Source organism: Thioalkalivibrio sp. ALE16 (genome assembly GCF_000381305.1).
In the GTDB taxonomy this organism is placed as follows: domain Bacteria; phylum Pseudomonadota; class Gammaproteobacteria; order Ectothiorhodospirales; family Ectothiorhodospiraceae; genus Thioalkalivibrio.
Genome location: NZ_KB906354.1, coordinates 317286 through 335527, shown reverse-complemented (window position 1 = coordinate 335527; position 18242 = coordinate 317286). Strand labels below are relative to the sequence as shown.

Genomic DNA, 18242 nt, shown 5'->3' with positions numbered 1-18242 from the left:
CTACTAGATACCAACACCTGACCATTCTTCAATGAGGAACCGCACCATGACGCTTCGTCCACTTGCCTGGCTGATCGGCACCGCCGCGGCCATCGCCGTCAGCATGCCGCTGGTCGGCTGCAGCCCCGCCGATCAGGACGAGGTCAACCTCTATTCGGCGCGCCAGGAAAACCTGATCAAGCCACTGCTCGACGACTTCACCGATCAGACGGGCATTCAGGTCAACCTGGTGACCGGCGGTGCGGACAGCCTGCTGCAGCGCCTGCGCCACGAGGGCCGCAACTCCCCGGCCGATCTCTTCATCACCGTAGATGCGGCGCGCCTGCATCAGGCCCGCGAGGCCGGCGTGCTGCAGGGAATCGAGTCCGAGGTGCTGCACGAGAACATCCCCGAACGTTATCGCGACCCCGACGGGCTGTGGTTCGGCCTGTCCTCGCGGGCCCGCCCGATCCTTTATCACAAGGATCGCGTCGACCCGTCCGAGCTGTCGACCTACGAGGCCCTGACCGATAGCCAATGGGAAGGCCGCATCTGCATCCGTTCCTCCAGCAACGTCTACAACCAGTCGCTGGTGGCCGCGATGATCGCGACCGAGGGCACCGACGCCGCCCAGGAGTGGGCCAACGGAATCGTCGCCAACATGGCGCGCCAGCCGCAGGGCGGGGATCGCGACCAGATCCGCGCGGTGGCCGACGGGGTCTGCGACATCGCGATCGCCAACACCTACTACCTGGGCCTGATGCTGGACGGCGAAGGGCGTGACCGCGAAGTCGCCGAACAGATCGGCGTCTTCTGGCCCAACCAGGACGGCCGCGGCACGCACGTCAACATCAGCGGCGCCGGTGTCACCGCGCACGCCCCGAACCGGGACAACGCGATCCGCCTGCTGGAGTTCCTCTCCGCCACCGAGGCCCAGGAGTGGTACGCCGAGGTCAACCAGGAGTACCCGATCCGCGACGACGTCCCGGCGAGCGAGATCCTTCAGGGATTCGGCGACTTCAAGGCCGACAACATCGAGCTCTACCGGCTGGGCAACCACAACGCCGAGGCCGTGCGCGTGATGGATCGGGCCCGCTGGCGCTGAGCCTGAACCATCACACCATGCACCCCACTCGCCCCCGGCCCTCCGGGGGCGTTTTGTTTGCACCACGGAGCGCGCACACAGAACCCCCGGATGAAGGGAACCCGCCATCGCGCCGGCGTCAATCCGCTAGTCCTGAAGCGGCCATAGTGGTATTCGAAACAAGAACCTTTACTATTCGCACTCCATGAGCGCACAGACGACCAGCACGGCCGCCCCAGCGGCACCCCACGCGACCCGCCGGCGCCTGCCGTCGAGCCCGTGGACGGCGATCGCCCTCGTCGTGGCGCTGACCCTCGCCCTGCCGATCCTGGTCATCTTCGGGCACGTATTCATCCCCGCCGGGGAGGTCTGGACCCATCTGCGCGAGACCGTCCTCGCGGATTACGTGTTCAATTCCCTGGCGCTGCTGATCGGGGTTGGCATCGGGGTCCTGCTGATCGGGGTGCCGGTGGCCTGGCTGGTCAGCGTCTGCGACTTCCCCGGGCGCGGTATCTTCCAGTGGGCGCTGATGCTGCCGCTGGCCATGCCGGCCTACATCATTGCCTATACCTATACCGGCATGCTGGATTTCAGCGGCCCGGTCCAGGTGCTGATCCGCGACCTGACCGGCCTGGGCTACGGCGAATACTGGTTCCCCGAGATTCGCTCGCTCGGCGGCGCCATGGCCATGCTCACACTGGTGCTGTACCCCTATGTCTACCTGCTCAGCCGGGCCGCCTTCCTGGAACAGTCGGTGTGCGTGCTGGAGGTCTCCCGCACCCTGGGCGCCGGCCCGTTCGGCGGTTTTCGCCGGGTCGCCCTGCCGCTCGCGCGCCCGGCCATCATCGCCGGACTGACCCTCGCCCTGATGGAGGTCCTGGCCGACTACGGCACGGTCGCCTACTTCGGCGTCAGCACCTTCACCACCGGGATCTTCCGCACCTGGTACGGCCTGGGCGACCCGGCCGCCGCCGCCCAGCTGTCGGCCGTGCTGCTGACCTTCGTCTTCGTCCTGATCGTACTGGAACGCTGGTCCCGGGCCCGGGCACGCTTCCATCACACCAGCCGCCGCTATTCCACCCTGCCGCGCTATCAACTGCGCGGCTGGAAGGGCGCCGCGGCCTTCGTCGGCTGCCTGCTGCCGGTGCTGCTGGGCTTCCTGCTGCCGGCCCTCCAGCTCGGCCTGTGGACCGTGCAGACCACCGATCACTGGATGAACCCGGCCTTCGGGCGCCTGGTGTTCAACAGCTTCTGGCTGGCGATCGCGGCTGCCGTGATCGCCGTCGCCCTGGCCCTGCTCCTTGCCTATGCCCGGCGCATGGAAGGCGGTCGTTTCACGAACGCCGCCGTACGCGTCGCCGGGATGGGCTATGCGGTGCCCGGCATCGTGATCGCGATCGGGGTGATGATCCCGTTCGCCGCGTTCGACAACGCCCTGGACGGCTTCATGCGCGACACCTTCGGGCTGTCCACCGGATTGCTGCTGTCGGGTACCGTCTTCGCCCTGCTGTTCGCCTACACCGTGCGCTTCCTGGCGGTCTCGCTGCAGACGGTCGAGGCGGGGCTGGGCAAGATCCAGCCGAGCATGGATGACGCCGCCCGCTCGCTCGGGATGCGCCCCCTGCAGACCCTGACGCGGGTGCACCTGCCGATCATGCGCGGCACCCTGCTGACCGCGCTGCTGCTGGTGTTCGTCGACGTGCTCAAGGAGCTGCCCGCCACGCTGATCCTGCGCCCGTTCGACTTCAACACCCTCGCGGTGCGCGCCTTCGAGCTGGCCGGCGACGAACGCCTGGCCGAATCCTCCTCCGCCGCACTGGCGATCGTGCTGGTGGGCCTGGTTCCCGTTATCCTGCTGTCCGTGACCATCGGCCGCTCGCGCCCCGGCCAGCAGGGCCCGACCCGCGCGGCGGACGAACAGCCGCCGCAGAAACCCCTCGCCATGCCCGCAGGCACGACGAATTCCCCATGACCCAGCCCGCCATGACCCAGCCCATCGACACCAGCCTGCAGGTGCCTCACACGCCGCTGATCGCCCTCGATCAGGTCGACATCGGCTACGACGGCACCGCCGTGGTCCACCAGGTATCGCTGGCCCTGTCCAAGGGCCAGATCGGCTGCCTGCTGGGCCCCTCCGGCTGCGGCAAGACCACGCTCCTGCGCGCCATCGCCGGGTTCGAGCCGCTGATGGCCGGCAGCATCCAGCTGGACGGGCGCAGCGTCAGCGACGCCCGGGGCACGGTGCCGCCGGAGAAGCGCGGGGTCGGCATGGTGTTCCAGGACTTCGCCCTGTTCCCGCACTTGAGCGTGGCCGACAACATCGCCTTCGGCATTCGCCACTGGGGCCGCGAGGATCGCGACGAGCGCATCCGCTCGCTGCTCAAGCTGGTGGGCCTGTCGGGCTATGGCGAGTCCTTCCCGCATGCCCTGTCCGGCGGCCAGCAGCAGCGCATCGCGCTGGCCCGGGCCCTGGCCCCGCGGCCCAAACTGCTGTTGCTGGACGAGCCCTTCTCCAGCATGGACGTGGAGCTGCGCGGCGAGCTCGCACGCGAAGTGCGGCGTATCCTGCGCGCGGAGAACACCACCGCCATCCTGGTCACCCATGACCAGCACGAGGCCTTCGCCTTCGCCGACCGCATCGCGGTCATCCACCAGGGCCGCGTGGCCCAGTGGGATACCGCCTACAACCTCTACCACCGCCCGGCGGATCGCTTCGTCGCCGACTTCGTCGGCGAGGGCACGCTGATCCCCGGCATGGTCTGCGCCGAGCATGTGGTGGATACCGCCTTCGGCGAGATCGAGGGCACCCTATCGGAGCAACTGCCGCCCGGCACGGCCGTGGATGTCCTGGTCCGCCCGGACGACATCGCGATCGACAACGAGGCCGGCACCATCCGCACCGAGATCCTCGACAAGGCCTTCCGCGGAGCGGACTTCCTCTACACCCTGCGCCTCCCGGACGGGCTCAGCGTGCTGTGCATGGCCCCGTCCCACGACAACTTCGTGATCGGCGAACACGTACGCCTGCGTCTCGATTTCACCCACCTGGTGGTGTTCTCGCGGGGCAGCGGGGTGGACTGCCCGGCGACCTGATCCGCCGCCGGCGTAATGCAACGGCCGGTCGGGCGGGAACTCGCGTGAGTTGGCGCGTTCCGATCCTCACACGCGCCCCGCTTCGCAACCGCTATCATCGTTCCATGACCCGTCTCCGCGCCCTGTTCATTCGCCGGTTAGCCCTGTCGCGCGTCGGCGGGGTCGCACTGGTAATGCTGGCGCTTGCGGGTCTGACAAGCCCGGCCGGCGCCGAGAACGGCGCCACCCCGGGTCTGCAGATCGAGGGCGGAACCGACGCCCAGCGCGAGAACATCCGCAACAGCATCAACCTGGCGCGGCACCCCTGCGACCTGCCGGGGTTTCGCGAACGCCGGGTCCTGCGCGACACCGAGGAACGCGCCCGCAACGCCCTGCGCGCCATCGGCTTCTACGACGCCGAGCTGGAGCTGGACTTCGAGCGCGGCGAGGACTGCTGGGACGTCCGTATCACCCTGGACCCCGGGCCACCCACCACGGTCGAGCGGATCGATATCCAGATCACTGGCGAGGGGGCCGACGACCTGGGCTTCGAGGCCGTGCGCAGCCAGACCGAGATCCGCGTGGGTGACACCCTGCGCCACGACCGCTACGAGGCCCTGCGTAACCGCATGACGCGGATCGCCGCCGATCGCGGCTACTTCGACGCCGATCTCCACACCCGGCGCCTCGAGGTAGACCGCGACGCGCGCGCCGCCACCATCCGCCTGCACATGGAGACCGGGGATCGCTACCGCATGGGCCAGGTCCGTATCGACCAGGACATCCTCGCCGACGACTTCGTCCAGCGCATGGTGCCCTTCGAGGCCGGCGACCCGTACAGCTCGGCGCAGATCATCGCACTGCAACGCAACCTGAACGACAGCGGCTACTTCGGCGGCGTCCGCGTGCGCCCGCAGCGCGATGCGGCGGACGGGCTGGAAGTCCCGATCCTCGCGGAGCTGGAACCACGCAAACGCCACAGCTACGAGGCCGGCATCGGCTACTCCACCGATATCGGACCGCGCATCCGCCTGCGCTACGAACATCGCTACGCCAACACCCGGGGCCACCGCTACCAGGCCGAGATCGAGGCGTCCCCGGTGCGATCCGGCATCGGCTACAACTACGAGATCCCGCTGCGCGACCCGCTGCGTGAACGCCTGAACCTGTTCACCACCTACCGCACGGAAAAGACGGACACCCAGGAATCCGACCGCTTCCAGATCGGGGCCAACCGTATCCTGCAGCGCCGCAGTGGCTGGCAGACCACCGAGGGGCTGCGCTACGAATACGAGGACTACACCGCCGGCGAGGACGACAGCGGCCGCAGCCAGCTGCTGATCCCGTCCTACCGCATCAGCCGCATGGATGCGGACGATCCGATGACCCCGCGGCGCGGCTACCGCTTCGAGGCCACCGTGCAGGGCGCGCGCGAGGAGATCCTGTCCAGTACCTCGTTTGCGCAGGTACTGGCCAGCGGCAAGATCGTGCGCGGCCTCGGCCCCGGACGGGTACTGGCGCGCGCGGACGCCGGTTTCACCGAGGTCGACGCGGTGCAGGAGCTCCCCAGCTCCCTGCGCTTCTACGCCGGCGGTGACGCCAGCATCCGCGGCTACGGCTACCAGCGCGTGGGCCCGCGCAACGAGGACGGCGATGTGATCGGCGGGCGCCACAAGGTGGTTGGAAGCCTGGAGTACGACTACCCGGTCGTCGGCAACTGGAGCGCCGCGGCCTTCGTGGACGCCGGCAACGTGGTCAACGAGTGGGACGAATTCGACCCGGTCTACGGGGTCGGGATCGGCGTGCGCTGGCGCTCCCCGGTCGGTCCCATCCGCGTGGACCTGGCCCACGGCCCGGATTCGGAAGACGACTTCCGCATCCACTTCTCCATGGGGCCGGACCTGTGAAGCCCGTTCTGCGCGCCAGCCTGTGGGGGCTGTCCACGCTCCTGACCCTGGTGATCATCCTGCTGGGGACCCTCGGCGCCCTGCTCGCCACCGAATCCGGTACCCGCTGGCTGGCCGCCCAGGGCGAGCGCCTGGTCCCGGTCGAGCTGCGCATCGACCGGGTCGAGGGAACGCTGTTTACCGAACTGCGGCTGCACGGCCTGTACCTGGCGCTCCCCGATGGCCCGGAGATCGATCTGCCCGCGGGCCGCATCGGCGTCAGTGCCCGCAGCCTCCTGCTCGGGGAACTGAACATCCGGGTGCTGGCCGCCACGGGCATGCGCGTCGATCTCCCGCCGCCCGACCCCGAGGCGGCCTCCGACGATGAACCCTTCGCGCTGCCCGAATCCATCCGGCTGCCGCTGGCCGTGCGCCTGGGCCAGCTGCGCGTCGAGGATCTGGAGATCCTTCAGGCCGGCGAACCACTGGCCACCATCACCCGCCTGACCGGCGGCGCCCTGGCGCGCGATTCGCGGATCGAGCTGCAGGCGCTGGAACTGGACATGCCGGAGATCCGTGCCCGGCTGACCGGGCAGATCGAGACCGACGGGGATTATCCACTGGAGCTACGCGGCCAGTGGCAGGCGCCGCTACCCGCGGACGTCGCCGAGGGCCTGGGAACCGACGAGGCACACGGCGAGCTGCGGGTCACCGGGGCCCTGCGGGAACGCGTACAGGTGGACCATGACCTGCGCGCCGGCATCGAGCTGAGCCTGCATGCCAGCGCCCGCGAACTGTTCGCCACGCCAGAGCTGGAACTGACCGCGCAGTGGCAGCCCTTCGCCTACCACATCGATCCGGAACAGCACGTCGACATGGAGGCCGGGCGCCTTGAGGTGCACGGCACACCGGAGGCCTGGGCCCTGGAGATCGACACGGCCGCCACCCTCGCACCCTGGCCGCGCATCGCCGTGAGCACCCGTGCACGGGGAGACCTCGAATCGCTGCAGCTTGAAGGTCTCGAGATCGCTTCCGAAGCCGGTCGGATCGCCCTGTCCGGCCCGGTCCGCTTCGACGACGCCCTGGACTGGGATCTGGCCCTGGAGGCCCGTCAACTGACGCCGGCGCCGCTGGGCCTGGAAGTGGATGCCGGGATCGAGCATCTCAAGGCGCAGCTGCAGGGTCACCTGCCGCTGGGGACCAACGCCCCGCCCCTGGCCGCCCTCGAGGCACGCGCGAGCGTCACCGAACTGGAAGGACATTTCGAGGATCACCCGATCAGCGGGCGCCTGAACGCGTGGGTGGCCGACGGCGAGGCCGGCATCGAGGACACCCGCCTGGCCATCCGCGACCTCGCGCGGCTGGATCTGGCGGGTGCGGCCACGGGCCTGGCCGGCGACCTGACCGATCCCGATCACCGCATCGCCTTCGACCTCGGGCTGGACCTCGCGGCCCCGGAACTGGCACGCCTGCACCCGGAGCTGGACGGCCGCATCGAACAACTGCGCGTGGCACTGGACGGCGACTACGTCCCCGCCAGCGGCGGGCTGGCCGCGCAGCTCGAGCTGGCCCCGCTGCAGGCCGGCCTGCGCGGGATCGACATCACGGGTGACGCCCGGGTCGCGCTGAGCGAGACCGGCGGCCAGATCGAACGACTGCAGCTCGCTGCCGACACAGGTGCCCGGCTGGCCCTGAGCGGCGACCTCGACTGGTCCGAAGGCCTGGCGTGGGATCTCGCGCTGGACGGCGAGGGGCTGGACCCGTCGCTGGTGGCCGCCGAACTCCCCGGTCAGCTCGCGCTGGCCCTGACCAGCAAGGGACACCTGGACGCCGACGGCCGCCCGCGCCTCCAGGCCCGACTGCAGCGCCTGGAGGGCCGCCTGCGCGAACAGCCCGTTTCCGGTCAGGCGGACCTCGCGCTGGAGGGCGAACACCTGCGCGTGGACCGCCTGGACCTGGCACTGGGGCGCAACACGCTGAGCGCCCGCGGCGAGTGGACCGACGCCCTCGACTTCGAACTGCAACTGGATGCACCGGAGCTGGACCGGGCCTGGCCCGACCTTGGCGGCCGACTGGAACTGGATGCGCACATCACGGGGGACCCCGAGCGTCCGCGCGTCGCGGCGCGCGGCAGCGGCGCCGGCCTGCGACTGGCGGACATCACCCTGGAACGGCTGGAATTGCAGGCCGATGCGGGCCTCGAGGTGGCCGCACCCGCCGAGATCGAGCTGCGCCTCAGCGGGCTCGAACCGGGCGACGGTACGCGGGTGGAGTCTTTGCGGCTGGACGCCTCCGGCCGCGTGGATGAACACCGCGTCACCCTCGCCGCAGATGCGGCAGACCTGGGTTCGCTGGAACTGGCGCTGCGCGGCGGCCTGGACCCCGAGACCCTGCACTGGCGCGGACAGCTCGCACGACTGGACCTGGACCAGCCCGCCGCCGGGGCCTGGCACCTGGCCGAGCCGGTCGCGCTGGAGGGCGGGCCCGAGCAGGCGCGGCTGGGGCGCCTGTGCCTGGCTCGGGACGACGCACGCCTGTGTACCGAGGCCCGCTGGAGCGCCACCGCAGGGGCGGAATTCGATGCCGACATCCGGGCCCTGGACCTGGCGTGGCTGGAACCCTTCCTGCCGCCGGAACTGGCCATCGCCGGCGAGTTGAACGCCGACGCCAGCGGCCGCCTCGACCCCGACGGCACCCTGGCGGCCGACCTGGCCGTGACCCCGACCGACGGCCACCTGATCGTGCGGGACGAGGACGGGGATCTCGAAGAGGTCCCCTATCGCGATGGGCGCCTGACCGCCCGGATACGCGACCGCGACGTGGACGCCGCCCTGCGCCTCGACTTCCTGGAGGGCGGAACCGCCCGCAGCGACATCCGCCTGCGCCCGGACGGCGAGGACCTGCGCCTGGACGGTGACTTTGTCGCGCGGCTCGAGGACCTGGCCTGGCTGGCCGCCCTGAGCCCCGAGATCCAGCGCCTGAGAGGGTCGCTGGACGCCCGCCTGGACTTTGGTGGCCGCCTCGACGCACCGCTGGTGGAGGGTGAGGTGGCCTTCCGCGACGGGGGCGTGCTGATCCCGGAGGCGGGTATCGACGTCGTGATCCCCGAGATCACAGCCCGCGTGGTGTCGGCCGAGGAGCTGACGCTCGCCGGGCGGCTGGAGTCGGGCGATGGCGGCATCGACCTCGACGGCCGGGTCGATCTCGGGGGCGACGGCCCGCGCGCCGAACTGAATCTGGCCGGCACGGACTTCCTGGTGGTCAATCGGGTGGACGCGGAGGCCCGCATCACACCGGACCTGCAGCTGGTCTTCACCCCCGCCGACGGCATTCGCGTGCGCGGCGAGGTGTTCCTGCCCTGGGCGCGCATCCGCCCGCCGGACCTGCCGCCGGGCGCGATCCGGGTCTCCGGCGACGAGATCATCCTCGGCGAGGAGATCCAGGAGGCCCAGGGGCTGAAGACCGACATCCGGATCCGGATCCGGCTGGGCGACGACGTGCGCTTCGACGGCTTCGGCCTGACCGCGCGCTTCGCCGGCGAGGTGGATGTCGAGGAGATCACCGGGCAGCCCACCCAGCTCTTCGGCGAGATCACCATCCCCGAGGGCCAGTACAGCGACTACGGCCAGGACCTGCGGGTGGAACGCGGCAGCCTCGTCTTCCAGGGGCCGGCGGAGAACCCGGAACTGGACCTGCGCGCGATGCGCACCGTGCGCGAGTACAACGTGACGGTCGGCCTGGAGGTCCGGGGTACGCCGGACAACCTGCGCTCGCGGGTCATCTCCGACCCACCGATGGACGAGACCGAGGCGATGGCGTTCCTGCTGACCGGGCGGCCCCTGTCGGGCGCGTCACAATCGGACGGCAACATGATCGCCGCCGCCGCGGCGGCCTACGGCCTGGAACAGGGCGCGGTGATCACCGAGCGCATCGGCCGCGAACTGGGCCTGGACGAGGTGGAACTGGATACCGAGGGCGGGCTGGACGAGAGCGCGCTGACGCTGGGTCTGTACCTCTCGCCAAGGCTCCTGCTGCGCTACTCCATCGGGTTGTTCGACAACACCTCGAAGGTCCTGCTGCGCTATGAACTGACCCGCAACCTGAGCGTGGAAACCGCCTCCGGCACCACGGAACAGTCCGTCGACCTGATCTACCGCATCGAACGCTAGGAGACGCTGCGGCCTGTAAACCCGTTTTTTCACCACGAAGCGCACGAAGGGACGAAGAAGACCGTTTTCCGGTTGCAACACGCGGCCAAGGAGAGCTTCCGGGGGATGGGCCTCGCGCAGGGGATGAACGAGGCGAGAATATAACGCCACCCTGATGCCGTGCGACGGCACCATCTCAACCGCCGGTCATCGCGAGGAGCGCAGCGACGTGGCGATCGGTCCGGCTCTTACCTGAGCGAGGCCAACGCGGCGATGTCGATCGGTACGTTCGGTGGGCGACTTTCGCAGCGGGCATCACAACCGCGCGCTGCTAGGGAAACACTGATCAATGTACACACTCGCGCTCGAGTCGCTTTTGCGTGCGAACAAGGCGCGGTGACTGCCGTTCAGTCATTCTGCACAAGGGAGCCGCAACGCTGTGCGCGCGCCCGTTTTTGATGAACAACGGGCGGCCGAGCCCCTGCTTTCAATAGCTTGTGGGGTTGGTGCCCCCTGTTCCCCGATCCTGCGTTGCGCCACTTGCGGGTAGAACCACTACCCGCTACACGACGCGCCTTGTCTCGGAGCGCTTTGTTTCGAAAAACTGGGGGGCACCAACGCGGACGCGCGATTAAATCAGCGTCTCCCTAGCTCGAGGCGTCGCGGGCCCCGTTGCGGGCGGCCTCGATGCGGGTGCGGATCTGGCTGCGGTACAGCTGCTCGTTGGGGATGCCCACCAGCGGCGTGCCGGCCGGACGACCCTCGGCATCGAAGGCCATGATGGTCGGCACGACGCGCACCCCGTAGTTCCGGCCGAGGCGATTCCCGGGCAGCGTCTCGCCATCAAAGTCGCGGACCTCGTCCCGGTCCAGCATCACCTTACGGATATGCACTCCGGCAAAGGCCGGATCCTCGGCCATCGGGCCCAAGTGCTGTTGTTCCGCCCGGTCACAGTAGGGGCAGCTACTGGAGGCGAACATGATCACGGTCGGCCGACCATCACCGTTACCGGCCAGGGCCCGCAGATCGGTCGCGCGTTCCACGCCGCCGGCGGCCGCGGGGGTCGTCAGCAGCAAGCCCGCCATCAGGGTAACGCCCCCCAGCAGGGCCGCGAACGGATTGCGTCTCGGGATTCGATGGATCGTCATGATGATCGGCCTCTCCAGATATCTGGTCCCAGTCTAGGGGCACAAGATTAACGCAGACTGAAGGGGGTTTCGCGCCAACCCGGCCAGCCCGGGAGCGGAGAGGGGTTCATCGGCGACCTGGCGGGGAAACTCGCACAAAAAAGCCCCGCTGGAGCGGGGCCTTGCACCGGCTCGCCGGCGAACCGGCGACCGGGGTGTTGCGAGCGACCTTAGTTGGCGCGCTGGCGCACGTCGGAGGTCACTTCCACGCGGCGGTTGGCCTCACGACCAGCCTGGGTGGAGTTGTCGGCGGTCGGGCGGTCTTCGCCGTAGCCGACGGTGCGGATGTCGCTTTCACGCACGCCTTCGCTGGCCAGGAAGTCGGCGACGGCCTGGGCACGACGCTCGGACAGACCCTGGTTGTAGTCGGCCGGGCCGATGGTGCAGGTGTGACCTTCGACCAGCACCGAGCTGTACTCGGCGTCGTCGGCGGTCAGGCTGCGGGCCAGGTCACGCAGGGCGGAACGGCCTTCGGAGCGCAGCTCGGCGCTGTCGAAGTCGAACAGCGCCTGGGCGCTCAGCGTGGTAGTGGTGAATTCCGGCTCCGGCTCCGGCTGCGGGGCAGCGGCGGGCTCGGGCTCGGGGGCTTCGGCGGTTTCCTGGATGTAGCCCGCGCACTGTTCGAACTTCACGTTTTCCGGGGCCCAGGAACGCGTGCGCACGCACTCGCCAGAGCGATCGACCACGACCTTGCCGCTGCGGTCAGTGACGTTCGCGGCCGGCGGTTCCTGCGCAACGACCTGCCCGGCGGCGCCCAGCACCAGCGAAGCCACGGACGCGGCCAGAAGATTCTTAACGAGCTTATGATTCATTGCATAGCCTCCTTGTAAAAACAATCGACGTCGGACCCCGTTTGCGGTCGTGCGGAAATCAGTGGTCGCACGCGCATCCGCAATCCAAAGCAGCGAGCTCCTTGCGCCAAGCCCTCTACAGTACCCTGATACTGGCACACAAGTTCGGGTTTTGCACGCAACGAGACGCAATTTTTGTGTCGGCATCACAACGCCGTCACATTCCGCAAACTGGCCGGGATCCAGCCACTTTCGGCCGAACTGTCACGTCATTGCAACAGCCCCTGCGGGGATCCCGCGTATCTCAAGGGACACACAGCCGCATTAAGGGTTCCCTGACGCGGCGCCGACCCACGAGACCACACTGGGGCCGATCGTCTCGCCAGACAAAAAGACCCCGCCGAAGCGGGGTCCCGGGTACATCGGCGATGTACGGAGAAGGCGCGGCTTACATCATGCCGCCCATGCCTCCCATACCGCCCATGCCACCCATGCCGCCCATGTCGTCGCCACCGGCGCCGCCACCGTCATCCTTCTTCGGGATGTCGGCGATCATGGCCTCGGTGGTGATCAGCAGGGCTGCCACGGACGCGGCGTTCTGCAGTGCGGAACGGGTCACCTTGGTCGGATCCAGGATGCCCATGTCGATCATGTCGCCGAACTCGCCAGTGGCGGCGTTGTAGCCGTAGTTGCCCTTGCCTTCGAGGACCTGGTTCAGGACCACGGACGGCTCGTCACCGGAGTTGTAGACGATCTGGCGCAGCGGCTCTTCCATCGCACGGCGGCAGATGTTGATACCCGCGGTCTGCTCTTCGTTGTCGCCCTTGAGCTTGGTGATCGCGGCGCAGGCACGCAGCAGGGCCACGCCACCGCCAGGGACCACGCCTTCTTCCACCGCCGCACGCGTGGCGTGCAGGGCGTCTTCGACGCGGGCCTTCTTCTCTTTCATCTCGACCTCGGTGGCGGCGCCGACCTTGATCACCGCAACACCGCCGGCCAGCTTGGCCACGCGTTCCTGCAGCTTTTCCTTGTCGTAGTCGGAGGTCGCTTCCTCGATCTGCGCACGGATCTGGTCAACACGGCCCTTGATGTCCTTGTTGGTGCCCATGCCGTCGATGATGGTGGTGTTTTCCTTGGTCACCTGCACCTTCTTGGCGCGACCCAGGTCTTCCACCGTGGTCTTCTCCAGCGACAGGCCGACCTCTTCCGAGATCACCTGGCCGCCCGTCAGCACGGCGATGTCCTGCAGCATGGCCTTGCGGCGATCGCCGAAGCCCGGGGCCTTCACGGCGGCGACCTTCACGATGCCGCGCATGGAGTTCACCACCAGCGTGGCCAGGGCCTCGCCCTCGATGTCCTCGGCGATAATCAGCAGCGGCTTGTTGGCCTTGGCGACGCCTTCCAGGATCGGCAGCAGATCACGGATGTTCGAGATCTTCTTGTCGAACAGCAGGATGTAGGCATCCTCCAGCTCGGCGCTCATGTTCTGCTGGTTGTTGATGAAGTAGGGCGACAGGTAGCCGCGATCGAACTGCATGCCTTCCACGACATCCAGCTCGTTTTCCAGCGAGGAACCTTCCTCGACGGTGATCACGCCTTCCTTGCCGACCTTGTCCATCGCATCGGCAATGATCTCGCCGATGGCGGTATCGGAGTTCGCGGAGATCGAACCGACCTGCGCGATCGCCTTGTGCTCGGTGCACGGCTTGGACAGCTTCTTCAGCTCTTCGGTCGCGGACTTCACGGCCTTGTCGATACCGCGCTTGAGGTCCATCGGGTTCATGCCGGCGGTGACCGCCTTCATGCCTTCGCGGACGATGGACTGGGCCAGCACGGTCGCGGTGGTGGTGCCGTCACCGGCGGCGTCGGAGGTCTGCGAGGAGACTTCCTTGACCAGCTGCGCGCCCATGTTCTCGAACTTGTCTTCCAGTTCGATCTCCTTGGCCACGGACACACCGTCCTTGGTCACGGTCGGGGCGCCGAAGGCCTTGTCCAGGACCACGTTGCGGCCCTTGGGACCGAGGGTGACCTTCACGGCGTTGGCCAGGGTGTTCACGCCCTTGGCCATGCGGGTACGGGCGTCGGTACCAAAGCGTACTTCTTTAGCGCTCATGATTCGTTCTACTCCTGAAAATTCGTGTTAGACGGACGCGGGACGGGGGCTCAGCCCTCGATGACGGCCATGATGTCGTCTTCGCGCATCACCAGGACGTCTTCGCCCTCGACCTTGACCTCGGTGCCGGAATACTTGCCAAACAGGACCTTGTCACCGGCCTTCACGTCCAGCGGACGAGACTCGCCGTTATCCAGGATCTTGCCGTTGCCCACCGCCAGGACCTCGCCGCGGATCGGCTTTTCGGCCGCGGAATCCGGGATCACGATGCCGCCGGGGGTGGTGCGCTCTTCTTCCATACGCTTCACGATGACTCGATCGTGCAAAGGCCGCAGGTTCATGGTGCGAACTCCTTATAAAGTGTCTGCAACAGGAAAGTTGGGGTGTCGGACGGGCACCCTGTTAGCACCCGCCCCTGACGAGTGCTAATAATAGGGGCACACAAAGGCGAGTCAAGGGCGCGCGTTACAAATCCGGAGACCGCGGGGAGATCAGCGACGGTCGTCGTGATCGAGCCGGTCGTCAGGCGGCTCGCCACCGTCCTCGTGACGGCGGAACTCGCCCTCGATGGTGTCGCTGCCCTGTGCGCCGCCAGGGCCAGCCCCACGCGCGCGGACCATGCCGCGACGCAGGATGCCGTCCGCCGCCCAGCGCCGCAGCGGCGGGATCAACAGCACGAAGCCGGCGGCATCGGTGAAAAAACCCGGCAGCAACAGCAACACGGCGGCGCTCATCAGCAGCCAGCCTTCGACCAGACCCCGCGCCGGCACCTCCCCGCGCGCCAGGCTCTGCTGCAGACGGCGCCAGTGGTAGAAACCCTGCAACCGGAACAGCAGCAGCCCGGCCGCGGCCGTGATAATCACCAGCGCCACCGTCATCAGGGCGCCCACGGCGTCACCTACCCAGGCAAAGCCGAAGATCTCGAGCAGTACCAGACCAAGAAAGACAAACAGGGGAAAGAGGGGGTTGCGCATCGAGGGGGTTCCGCAGATCAGGCCCGATTATTGGAACATGCCCCCCGGGTGCTGTCGATTGGAACCCCGGTGCGACGCGGATACTCCAAAAACCATTGACACCGGAACGCGCTGGCCGCGACCCGTTTTGTCCTTGCAAGGGGAAGGGAATTAAGCCAGTCTTCCGCACGTCTTTGGTGCATACGCCTGACGAGATATTCCGGAGAGCAAACGAACCATGCTGCGCACACCGATCCTGATGCTGGCCCTGCTGGCCTTCCTCGTCCCGGCCCTGACGACCGCCGCCGTGGAAGACCCGCGCGATCCGGAACACCACTTCTTCGACCCGACCTTCGGCGAGTTCCCCGAGGAGCTGGAGGAGGCGCGCGCGGCCGGCAAGAAGGGCATCCTGATCTTCTTCGAGATGGCCGACTGCCCGTTCTGCCACCGCATGAAGAACCAGGTGCTGAACCAGCCCGAGGTTCAGGAATACTTCAGCGAGCACTTTCTCGTATTCAGCGTCGACGTCGAGGGCGCCATCGAGATCGTCACCTTCGAGGGCGAGACCAAGACCCAAATGGACTGGGCCACCCGTGACTACCGGGTGCGCGCCACGCCCGTGTTCCAGTTCTTCAACCTCGAGGGCGAACCCATCGCCCGGTTCACCGGGGCCACGCGCGACGTCCGCGAGTTCCTCCAGCTGGGCGAGTTCGTAGCCGAGGGGCATTACAAGGACCAGAACTTCACGCGCTTCAAGCGCGAACAAGACGGCCGCTGAGCCCCATCCGCTCAACCCGCGAGGATCGACGCCTGATGTCGCCGATGCACCCCCGCTCGTCCGGCCCCCACCACCGGCGCCGACTGGCCCGCCTGCTGCTGGCCGGCCTGCTCCTGTGGCCGCTGGCCGGAGCGGTAATGGCACAGGACAGCGTCGGCGCGGCCGATGCCGGGCCCTTGCCCAACCCCATGCGGGTCGGTGACGCACTGGAACGCGTCGACGCCCTGCACCCACGGGTGCGCGCAGCACGCGCCGAACGCGAGCAGGCCCGCGCGGAGCTGGAAGCGACCCGTGCCGAACGCGACGTCAGCGTAAACGCCCGGCTCGAGGCCCGCTGGATCGAACCCAACGACCAGATCGAGGACCGCAGCCGCAACGACTCACGCGCCGCCATCGTGGCGCGCAAGCTGCTGAGCGACTTCGGCCAGTCCCACGCGCGCGAATCGGCCAGCGAGCAGCGTCTGGTTGCCGCCCGCCAGCACGAGGAACTGGCCCACGCCCGCCACCGCATCCACGTCCTCGAGCGCTACTTCGATGTGCTGCTGGCCGATCTGGCCTTTGCCCGCGACACCGAGGCAATGGCCGCGGCCTACGTCTCCAAGGAACGCGCCGAGGAGCGCAACCAGCGCGGTCAGGTGTCGGATATCGAGGTCTTTCGCCTTGAATCCGAATATCAGACCCTGCGCGTTCAGCGCACCCGCGCCCTGCAGAACCAGGCCCGCACCCGCGCCGCCCTGGCCGAGGCCCTGAACCGCCCGGACCGGCGTGTGCGCACCGTGCTCGCTCCCATGCTGCCGCTGGACCTGCCGGAACTGCCGGATCTGGACACCCTGCTGGCCGAGCTCGACAACACCAGCCCGCGCCTGCTGGCCGAACGCCGCCAGGTCGAGGCCGCCAGCCGCGAGGTGGCCGCCTCGCGCGCCCAGCGCCGTCCGCGCCTGTATGCGGAGGCCGAATCCGGCTGGTGGAACCGCGACCTCGGCGGCGGCGACCGCAACCCGTTCGCCGCCGGCCTGGTGCTGGAGATCCCGCTGTACGAAGGCCGTCGCCACGACAGCCGCATCGGCCAGGCCGTCGCCGCCCGTCACCGCGCCGAGGCCGAACTGGGCCAGGCACGCATCGAGGCCCGCAACCGCCTGCGCGAACTGCACGACGAGATCCGCGCCCTGCGCACCCAGCGCGACGAGGCCGCCTGGCGCATGGACTACCGCGAGCTCTACATCGACCGCGCGCGCTACCTCTACGACATCGAGGACCAGGCCGATCTGGGCGACTCGATGGTGCAGCAAAGCGCCGCGGCGCATTTCAATGCCAGCACCGAATACCAACTGGCCCTGGCCTACGAGCGCCTGGCCCTGCTAAGCGGCCGTGACGAGTTGAGCCCGTTCCGCGCCACCCAGGAAACCCCTTGAGCCGCCGGCCCACTGGCGACCGGACGGGAGAACTGCCCATGTCCCGCGTATTCACGAGCCCATCCCTGCTGACCACGGCCAGCCTGCTGGCCCTGCTCGCCGTCACCCCGGCGCCCGTGCTGGCCGAGGACGGCTTCGCGGCCCAGCTCGACTGGGGCGAGCGCTACCGCATCACCGCCCCGGTTGCCGGCCGCATCGAATCCATCGAGGCGAGCGCCGGCGATCGGGTCGAGGCCGATGCCGTCCTGTTCCGCCTGGACACTCGACGCACCGATGCCGACCTGCGGGCCGCCCGGGCCACGCTGGAGCGCCTGCAGATGGAACTGGACGAGGCCGAACGCGAACGCGACAAGGCCGAGGACCTCTACGACCAGACCCTGATCGCCGCGCGCGAGCTGGAACTGGCCCGCATCGACTACGCGACGGTCGCCGCGCGCCTGGCCGAGGCCCGCGCCCAGCGTGACCGCATCCGCGCCGATCTTGACGACGCCACCATCCGCGCCCCGGCCAGCGGGCGCCTGGTGCGCGTCGAGGCCAACCCCGGCCAGTACGTGAACCCGGCCCTGCTGCCGCCGGTGCTCGCGATCCTCGGCACCACCGACCCGATGCGTGCCACGGCGACCGTCCCGGCCGACACGGCCACGACCCTGGAACCCGGGACCGCGGTTACGGTCGTAGTCGGCGACCAGCGCCTGCCCGGCACCATCGCGCGCGTGGGCTGGGAGCCGACCGGCGAGGAGCCCGAACGCGGCTACCGCGTCGAGGTCGAGTTCTCCCCGGCGGACGGTGTGCCGCTGCGGCCGGGCCAGACAGCGCGCATCGAACGGGATTCCTGAACC

Annotated in this window: 13 protein-coding genes; 8 read left to right on the top strand and 5 right to left on the bottom strand. The window is 68.5% G+C overall.

Annotation, left to right across the window (positions count from 1 at the left end):
- Positions 1-46 precede the first annotated feature (46 nt).
- The 5 genes from F627_RS0101620 (at position 47) to F627_RS0101595 (ending at position 10190) form a co-directional block, all read left to right on the top strand.
- A complete protein-coding gene (locus F627_RS0101620; RefSeq protein WP_019583073.1) occupies positions 47-1084 on the top strand; it encodes a Fe(3+) ABC transporter substrate-binding protein in 1038 nt (345 codons plus the stop codon).
- A gap of 184 nt (positions 1085-1268) precedes the next feature.
- Positions 1269-3035, top strand: a complete 1767-nt coding sequence (locus F627_RS0101610; RefSeq protein ID WP_038032636.1) for an iron ABC transporter permease — start codon at positions 1269-1271, stop codon at positions 3033-3035.
- 11 nt (positions 3036-3046) lie between these two features.
- Positions 3047-4156: an ABC transporter ATP-binding protein gene (locus tag F627_RS0101605; protein ID WP_042835143.1), complete on the top strand. Its 1110-nt coding sequence runs from the start codon at positions 3047-3049 to the stop codon at positions 4154-4156.
- Between the two features lie 62 nt (positions 4157-4218).
- Positions 4219-6042, top strand: coding sequence for an autotransporter assembly complex family protein (locus tag F627_RS0101600; protein ID WP_042835142.1), 1824 nt, complete (start codon positions 4219-4221; stop codon positions 6040-6042).
- 8 nt (positions 6043-6050) lie between these two features.
- Positions 6051-10190: a translocation/assembly module TamB domain-containing protein gene (locus tag F627_RS0101595; RefSeq protein WP_026331993.1), complete on the top strand. Its 4140-nt coding sequence runs from the start codon at positions 6051-6053 to the stop codon at positions 10188-10190.
- 626 nt (positions 10191-10816) lie between these two features.
- On the opposite strand, the gene F627_RS0101590 is transcribed toward F627_RS0101595, so the two are convergent.
- The 5 genes from F627_RS0101590 to F627_RS0101570 form a co-directional block, all read right to left on the bottom strand.
- Entirely contained in the window at positions 10817-11317 is a 501-nt protein-coding gene (locus tag F627_RS0101590) for a thioredoxin fold domain-containing protein (RefSeq protein ID WP_018876009.1), read from the bottom strand.
- A 209-nt stretch (positions 11318-11526) separates the two neighbouring features.
- Positions 11527-12168 carry an OmpA family protein gene (locus F627_RS0101585; RefSeq protein ID WP_018865885.1) on the bottom strand — a complete coding sequence of 214 codons (642 nt, stop codon included), beginning with the start codon at positions 12166-12168 and terminating at the stop codon, positions 11527-11529.
- A gap of 427 nt (positions 12169-12595) precedes the next feature.
- Complete coding sequence (gene groL / locus F627_RS0101580) at positions 12596-14260, bottom strand: chaperonin GroEL (protein WP_018865886.1); 1665 nt, start codon at positions 14258-14260, stop codon at positions 12596-12598.
- Positions 14261-14310: 50 nt separating this feature from the next.
- Complete coding sequence (groES, locus tag F627_RS0101575) at positions 14311-14601, bottom strand: co-chaperone GroES (protein ID WP_017942807.1); 291 nt, start codon at positions 14599-14601, stop codon at positions 14311-14313.
- 150 nt (positions 14602-14751) lie between these two features.
- Positions 14752-15234 (bottom strand): FxsA family protein, encoded by a 483-nt coding sequence (locus F627_RS0101570; RefSeq protein WP_018865887.1) that lies wholly within the window; start codon positions 15232-15234, stop codon positions 14752-14754.
- Positions 15235-15451: 217 nt separating this feature from the next.
- On the opposite strand from F627_RS0101570, the gene F627_RS0101565 reads away from it, so the two are divergent.
- Genes F627_RS0101565 through F627_RS0101555 form a run of 3 tightly spaced genes read left to right on the top strand, consistent with a single transcriptional unit; the run spans position 15452 to position 18239 of the window.
- The gene (locus F627_RS0101565; protein WP_018865888.1) at positions 15452-15991 is read left to right on the top strand and encodes a thioredoxin family protein; all 540 of its coding nucleotides are present in this window, start codon (positions 15452-15454) and stop codon (positions 15989-15991) included.
- A 35-nt stretch (positions 15992-16026) separates the two neighbouring features.
- Positions 16027-17403, top strand: a complete 1377-nt coding sequence (locus F627_RS0101560; protein ID WP_019558432.1) for a TolC family protein — start codon at positions 16027-16029, stop codon at positions 17401-17403.
- 38 nt (positions 17404-17441) lie between these two features.
- A complete protein-coding gene (locus F627_RS0101555) occupies positions 17442-18239 on the top strand; it encodes an efflux RND transporter periplasmic adaptor subunit (RefSeq protein WP_018876007.1) in 798 nt (265 codons plus the stop codon).
- The last annotated feature ends 3 nt before the right edge of the window (positions 18240-18242 follow it).

Excerpts from the sequence above, each read along its gene's own strand:
- groL (WP_018865886.1), bottom strand. The coding sequence starts at position 14,260 with ATGAGCGCTAAAGAAGTACGCTTTGGTACCGACGCCCGTACCCGCATG.
- F627_RS0101605 (WP_042835143.1), top strand. The coding sequence starts at position 3,047 with ATGACCCAGCCCATCGACACCAGCCTGCAGGTGCCTCACACGCCGCTG.
- F627_RS0101570 (WP_018865887.1), bottom strand. The coding sequence starts at position 15,234 with ATGCGCAACCCCCTCTTTCCCCTGTTTGTCTTTCTTGGTCTGGTACTG.
- F627_RS0101585 (WP_018865885.1), bottom strand. The coding sequence starts at position 12,168 with ATGAATCATAAGCTCGTTAAGAATCTTCTGGCCGCGTCCGTGGCTTCG.
- F627_RS0101610 (WP_038032636.1), top strand. The coding sequence starts at position 1,269 with ATGAGCGCACAGACGACCAGCACGGCCGCCCCAGCGGCACCCCACGCG.
- groES (WP_017942807.1), bottom strand. The coding sequence starts at position 14,601 with ATGAACCTGCGGCCTTTGCACGATCGAGTCATCGTGAAGCGTATGGAA.
- F627_RS0101590 (WP_018876009.1), bottom strand. The coding sequence starts at position 11,317 with ATGACGATCCATCGAATCCCGAGACGCAATCCGTTCGCGGCCCTGCTG.
- F627_RS0101560 (WP_019558432.1), top strand. The coding sequence starts at position 16,027 with ATGTCGCCGATGCACCCCCGCTCGTCCGGCCCCCACCACCGGCGCCGA.
- F627_RS0101565 (WP_018865888.1), top strand. The coding sequence starts at position 15,452 with ATGCTGCGCACACCGATCCTGATGCTGGCCCTGCTGGCCTTCCTCGTC.
- F627_RS0101620 (WP_019583073.1), top strand. The coding sequence starts at position 47 with ATGACGCTTCGTCCACTTGCCTGGCTGATCGGCACCGCCGCGGCCATC.
- F627_RS0101555 (WP_018876007.1), top strand. The coding sequence starts at position 17,442 with ATGTCCCGCGTATTCACGAGCCCATCCCTGCTGACCACGGCCAGCCTG.